At 63.5% G+C, this 5,823-nt stretch carries 6 protein-coding genes; 2 read left to right on the forward strand and 4 right to left on the reverse strand.

Annotated elements, in window-relative coordinates:
• The 4 genes from ACMO6A_RS03460 to ACMO6A_RS03475 form a co-directional block, all read right to left on the reverse strand.
• Nucleotides 1-813 (reverse strand): ABC transporter permease (locus tag ACMO6A_RS03460; protein WP_418470789.1); only part of this gene is annotated, 813 nt, incomplete at its 3' end.
• 4 nt (nucleotides 814-817) lie between these two features.
• Nucleotides 818-1,774 (reverse strand): ABC transporter permease, encoded by a 957-nt coding sequence (locus ACMO6A_RS03465; protein ID WP_009306325.1) that lies wholly within the window; start codon nucleotides 1,772-1,774, stop codon nucleotides 818-820.
• A gap of 190 nt (nucleotides 1,775-1,964) precedes the next feature.
• A complete protein-coding gene (locus ACMO6A_RS03470; protein WP_114556843.1) occupies nucleotides 1,965-2,849 on the reverse strand; it encodes an SGNH/GDSL hydrolase family protein in 885 nt (294 codons plus the stop codon).
• An 84-nt stretch (nucleotides 2,850-2,933) separates the two neighbouring features.
• Nucleotides 2,934-4,535, reverse strand: a complete 1,602-nt coding sequence (locus ACMO6A_RS03475; RefSeq protein ID WP_226844417.1) for an ABC transporter substrate-binding protein — start codon at nucleotides 4,533-4,535, stop codon at nucleotides 2,934-2,936.
• Between the two features lie 353 nt (nucleotides 4,536-4,888).
• On the opposite strand from ACMO6A_RS03475, the gene ACMO6A_RS03480 reads away from it, so the two are divergent.
• Together ACMO6A_RS03480 and ACMO6A_RS03485 are read left to right on the forward strand one after the other, a co-directional pair.
• A complete protein-coding gene (locus tag ACMO6A_RS03480; protein WP_233671044.1) occupies nucleotides 4,889-5,302 on the forward strand; it encodes a very short patch repair endonuclease in 414 nt (137 codons plus the stop codon).
• A 298-nt stretch (nucleotides 5,303-5,600) separates the two neighbouring features.
• A partial coding sequence (locus tag ACMO6A_RS03485) for a hypothetical protein (RefSeq protein ID WP_418470790.1) occupies nucleotides 5,601-5,823 on the forward strand: 223 nt, incomplete at its 3' end.

A 5,823-nucleotide genomic window follows, 5' to 3' on the forward strand; every position in this document is an offset into this window, starting at 1 on the left:
GGTGATCATGATGGCCAGACCCGGGAACAGCGCCTGCCACCAACGACCGGCAAGCACGCCGCCGCGGGCGTCGGACAGGATGTTGCCCCACGTGGGCGTGGGCTCGGGAATGCCGGCCGAGATGAACGACAGCGACGCTTCGAACACGATGGCGTCGGCCACCAGCACGATGGTGAACACCATGACCGGGGCGATGCAGTTGCGGATGACGTGCTTCACGAGGATCCAGGGGGCGCGGGCACCGGAAACGACGACGGCGCGCACGTAATCCTGATTGTACTCGCTCACCACGTTGGCGCGCACGATGCGGGCGATCTGCGGGATGTACAAAAAGCCGATCGCGAAGATGAGCGAGGGCACCGAGTTGCCGAACACGAGTACGAACGTGGCGGCCAGCGCGATACCGGGGAAGGACATGATGACGTCCAGGATGCGCATGATGACCTCGGACACCCATTTGCGCGCCACGGCGGCGACGGCGCCGATGATGGAGCCGCACACGAGGGCGAAGGCGGTGGCGCCCAGGCCGATGATCAGCGAGTAGCGCGCGCCGTACATCATACGCGACAGCACGTCGCGGCCCTTGTCGTCGGTGCCGAACAGGAACTGGGCATCGGGGGCTTGGCGTGCCGTGAAGATCTCAAGCGGGTTGTGCGGCGCCAGGATGTTGGCGAACACGGCGATCATGACGATCAGGATGAGCACGACGAGCGAGATGCGCGATCCGATGCTCATGGCCTTCCACCGGCGGAAATGCACCTTGCCGGGATTGGCTTCCATCTTATCAGTGAGGTTTCCTCGAAGTTTGACCATGTTGCTACACCGTCCTGATTCGCGGATCGATCAGGATATAAAGCATATCCACGATGATGTTGATGATGATGAAGGTGATGGCCACGCACAGCACGACGCCCTGCACGAGCATCGTGTAGCTGGACTGGATGCCTGAGAGGATGGCCATGCCCATGCCCGGGAGGTTGAAGATGACCTCGATGACCACGGCGCCGCCGATGAGGTAGCCGATGCGCAGGCCGAGCACCGTCACGGGCGTGATCAGCGCGTTGCGCAGCACGTTGCGGGCCACCACGACGCGCTTCGGGATGCCGGCGCCCAGCGCGGTGCGCACGTAGTCCTTGTCCAACTCTTCCACCATGGACGTGCGGATGACGCGCGTCAGCTGGCCGGCCACGGGAACGCCCAGCGCGATGGCAGGCATGGCCATGCGGGCCAGCCAACCGCCCGGATCGGCCGTCAGCGAGGGCAGCGGGCCGGAGGCGGGCAGCACGTGCAGCATCGAGGAGAACAGCAAAATCATGAGCACCGCCAGCCAGAACGACGGCGTGGCGATGCAGGCGATGGAGAACACGCGGATGATCTGGTCGGGCCATCGATCCCGATACAAGGCCGAGATCACGCCGAGGATCACTGCGATGACCACGCCGATGATGAGGCCGAAGAACGTCAACTGCAACGTGACGGGCAGAGCTTCGCCGATGCGATCGGCCACCGAGGCGTTGTTCGCGCCGTAGGTGCCGAGGTCGCCTTGTACGAGGCCGACGATGAAGTTACCGTATTGCACGAGGATGGGATCGTTCAATCCGTGCTCCTCGCGATACTGCTCGGCTTGGGCTTCAGTGGCGTTCTCGCCAAGGACCGAATACGCTTGGTCGATAGGAGAGAGTGCCATGATGAAGAAGACGAGGATGGTGACACCGAAGATCATGATCGGCAACGCTATGAGGCGTCGTCCGATTAATCGTAGCAGGTTGCTCACCGTATCCCCCTTTCGCTTCGTGGGCTCGAAAGCCCGCTTGCACTGACAAACTGCTGCCTGCATCGCGCGCGCAGGCGCGGTAAGGCGTAGACAACCAATGGTATTTTATATGATTCGCACTGATTATGCGGAGAAATAAGAACGATCTTGCTTCGTGTCCGACGCCGTCGGTACGACCTCGCCGCTCGAGTTAGGACGGATTCCGTTCGCATACGAGAAACCAGCTGCTCCCGGTTCCGCGGGCATGCTCGCATCCGACGCATGCCTCGCCGGGACATAGCTCCCCGGAGCGAAACGTTTCGTCGAACAGGTCGGCGGGCAGCAGTCGTTCATCGGGTTCGGCACCTTCGATGCACGACGCGATCAAAGCGGACAGCTGGCGCATTCCCCGTGCGGTGGGGTGGGTGCCGTCGACGGCCTCGTAGTCTATGCCGAACGCCTCGAGGTCGGCCACGTTGCAGCCGTGCTCTCGCGCAGCAACGCGAATGGCGTCGTTGTAGCTCTTGAACGGTGCGCCGCGCAAGTTCCATGCGAACGTGGGGCTCGGGCATCCGGCCACGCGTCCGGGGCAGAGCGTGCAGCACCATACCTCGGCTTGCGGGTAGGCTGCGCGCATCCGTTCCAGCAGCAGCCCGTAGGCGGCGCGGAAGCGGTCGATCGCGCCGGGCGCGGCGGCTGCCGGGGCGTGCGGTTCGATGGCGTCAAGATCGAGCGCGACGGGCACGGCGTTGCCGCGGCCGGCGGCTTGCGCCGTCGCGCCGCCCCAGCCGTAATCGTTGATGCCCATGAACACGATGACGACATCGGGCTGCACGCCGTCTTCGGCCAGCGCGTCGATGCGTTCTTGGCTGTTTCCGGCAGGGAAGCCGGCGCCTTCCACGAGGCTTCCGGAGAACGAGCTGTTCGCCAGCAGCCGTCCGCCGAGGCGTTCGATAACTTGGGACCACCAGGTGTCGGCGCTCGACGTCACGCCGGTCTGCTCGCAGCGTTCGCCCTGGTAGTACACGGTGAATCCGTCGGGGTTGCATCCATCGAACGTGCTGATGGAATCGCCGAGAATGGAAAAGGATCTCATAGGGCCTCTTTCTCAAAAGCAAGGGCTCGCTCCTTGCGGAGCGAGCCCTGGGGTTGCCTTGCTCTACGGGTTCACAGCGCGCGCTTACGCCTTCACGCTCGCACCGAGGAACACGAGGCCCGTCGTGGCGATGGGCTCGAAGCCGGTGATCTGCGTCTCCTGGTAGCCCGTGGCCAGCTCGCGGTGGAACAGCGGGTACAGCGGAACTTCCTCGGCCAGAAGGTCGAAGCACTTGTTCCACAGCTCCTGCTGCTCGTTGCCGGTGGCCTCGCGAGCCTGCTGCATGAGGGTCTGCAGCTCGTCGAACTTGCCGTCGCCGGCCTTCTTCCAGCAGCTGCGGCCCTGGGTCCACACGTTGTCGCCGTACCACCAGGACATCAGCAGGTCGGGGTCGTTGCCGAAGCAGGTCGGGTCGCCCGGGGTCAGCATGACGTCGTAGGGCAGCACGTCGGCCGACTCGGCCAGAGACGCCCAGTCGATCTTCGTCTCGTTGATGGTGCAGTTCACGCCGATGGCATCGAGGTCGTTCTTGATGCCGGCGGCCAGGTTCTTCACCCAGTTGTTGTTCGTCATCAGCTCGAAGCTCAGGTCGGTGACGCCGGCCTCGGAAAGCAGGCTCTTGGCCTTCTCGGGGTCGTAGGTGTACACCGTGGAAGCCTTGTGGTAGTTCTCGTGGCTCTCGGGCAGGAAGCTCGTCACCTTCGCGGCATGGCCGGCCATGGCGTTGGAGATCAGCTTGTCCACGTCCACGGCATAGTAGAACGCCTGGCGGACGCGCTTATCGTCGAACGGCTTCTTGAGCGTGTTGAACATGAAGAACGGCTGGTTGAAGCCCTGGATGTAGTCGACGGACGCGCCGGCGGCCATGAGCTGTTCGGCGTTGGCGTCGGGCACGTTCTCCATAACCTGGACCGTGGCCTCCTGCAGCGCGGTGGTGCGGGAGGTGTCGTCGAGCAGGATGTCCCAGTGCATCTTGTCGGCCGTAGCGGCGTACTTGCCGTTGTAGTTCGTGTTCGGCACGAACTCGATGGAGCCGCCGTCGTCGCCGTTGATGGTGTCGTACACCCACGGGCCGGAACCGATCGGCTTCGTCTTCAGATCATCCTCGGTCAGCGAGGCGGGGAACACCTTGACCACGCTCAGACGGCCCTTCAGCAGGCTGTCGAAGGGGTACTTCAGCGTGAAGGAGACGGTCTTGTCGTCCTTCGCAGACACCGTGTCGATGAATTCGAGGAAGGCGCCGTAGGTGGCGTCGGCCATGTTCTTCTCGAACGCGTTCACCACGTCGGCGGTGGTGACGTCCGTGCCGTCGGAGAACTTGGCACCGTCGCGCAGGGCAACCTCGTACTCGGTGTCGGAGACCTTCGTGGGCTCGCCGGCGGCAAGCGCGTTATAGGTCTTGTAGGTGTGCAGATCGAGGTCGTACAGGCCCTCGAACACATGCCACGTGGCGGCCAGCATCAGCGCGGAGCTGTTGCCGATCGGGTTGACGTTCGTGCTCGTGTAGGCCATGGCGCCGGTCAGCGTGCCGCCCTGGGCCGCTGCGCCGGCGTCGGTGCCGGCATCGGTCGACGGGGTGTCCGTCGTTTCGCCGCCGCCACCGCAGCCGGCCAGAGTCAGGCCTGCTGCAGCCGCCGCGACGGCGCTGCCCGCCAAGAACGTGCGGCGAGACAAAGTTGCTTTCAAAGGCTGTTCCATTGGTTTCCCTCCATTTCGGTATCGGGGCAGGAGGCCCCGAACGTACGTGCGTGCTTGCGCACGCGCACAACAGCAGTGCCCATTATCCGGGAAAACCCCCAGAAAATAAAGAACTTGTAAGATCAATGTTCTTATATTTGTTCAAATACGAGAATAATTCACCAGGGGAAATACGTGGTATCATGCGCCGCATGATACGAAAGAGCGATAAAAGTAACAGTTGGCTAACGGCGTTCCTCAGCCGCGAAAATCGACCGTTTCCCGCACTGGTTGTCCGTCTCTCGCGTCCAGCGTTGCCCGCGCCCGCCAAGTTGCTGGCGCCGCCCGCTTCGAACGAGGCCGTGCGCAAGTCCATGAAGGGTAACAAGCGCAGCAACACGAAGCCCGAGCTTCTGGTGCGCGAGCGCCTGCGCGCGGCTGGCCTGACGGGGTATCGGCTGCAGTGGAAGGTGCCGGGGCACCCGGACGTAGCGTGGCCGGGCAAGAAGGTGGCGCTGTTCGTCAACGGGTGCTTCTGGCACAGGTGCCCGCACTGCAAGCCCAGCATGCCGAAGAGCAACGTGGAGTACTGGGTGGTGAAGTTCGAGCGTAACGTCGAGCGCGACGAGCGCAGCCGCGCCGCGTTGGAGGAGCTAGGCTGGACCGTCCACGTGATCTGGGAATGCCAGCTCAAGAAGAAGACGATCGACGACACGTTCGCCGCGCTGCTCCCCGCTCTCGCCGAGGAGCTAGGAAAAGAACTCAAGGGCATCTAGCGAGAAGGCTGGCGCACGGTGGTCTGGCGCTCGAACGGTCCTGCTCGCGCAAACAGCTCGCTGGGCCGTTCGGCTCGTGCGGAACCGCGCCCAGACCGCCGCGCGCAAACCTTCCGCCGCCTACCGACGGGGGCGACCGCGGCGTGCCGCCCATCGTATTCGTCGCACCGCAACGCGATTTCGGGCTGGTATCATGAATGCCGTGTATTCTGTCAGGCGAAGCAAGCTGAGCAAGAGCAGAAGGTCGGGGCCCCGATGCGCCTTTGTCGGGTGAGCATCCCCTTCGAAGGAGAGGAATATGACGAGAGAATTCAAATCTATGGACGGCAACAACGCCGCCGCGTACGTCTCCTATGCGTTTACCGAGGTGGCGGGCATTTACCCGATCACTCCGTCGAGCCCCATGGCCGACCTGGTGGACCAGTGGTCCGCTGCCGGCAAGAAGAACATCTTCGGCACCACAGTGAAGGTGTGCGAGATGCAGTCCGAGGGCGGCGCCGCCGGCGCGGTGCACGGCTCGC

The sequence above is a fragment of the Eggerthella sp. genome, assembly GCF_048329335.1.
Lineage (GTDB): Bacteria > Actinomycetota > Coriobacteriia > Coriobacteriales > Eggerthellaceae > Eggerthella > Eggerthella lenta.

Bases quoted from the DNA above. Each gene is read 5' to 3' on its own strand.
- ACMO6A_RS03470 (WP_114556843.1), bottom strand. From the start codon at position 2,849: ATGAGATCCTTTTCCATTCTCGGCGATTCCATCAGCACGTTCGATGGA.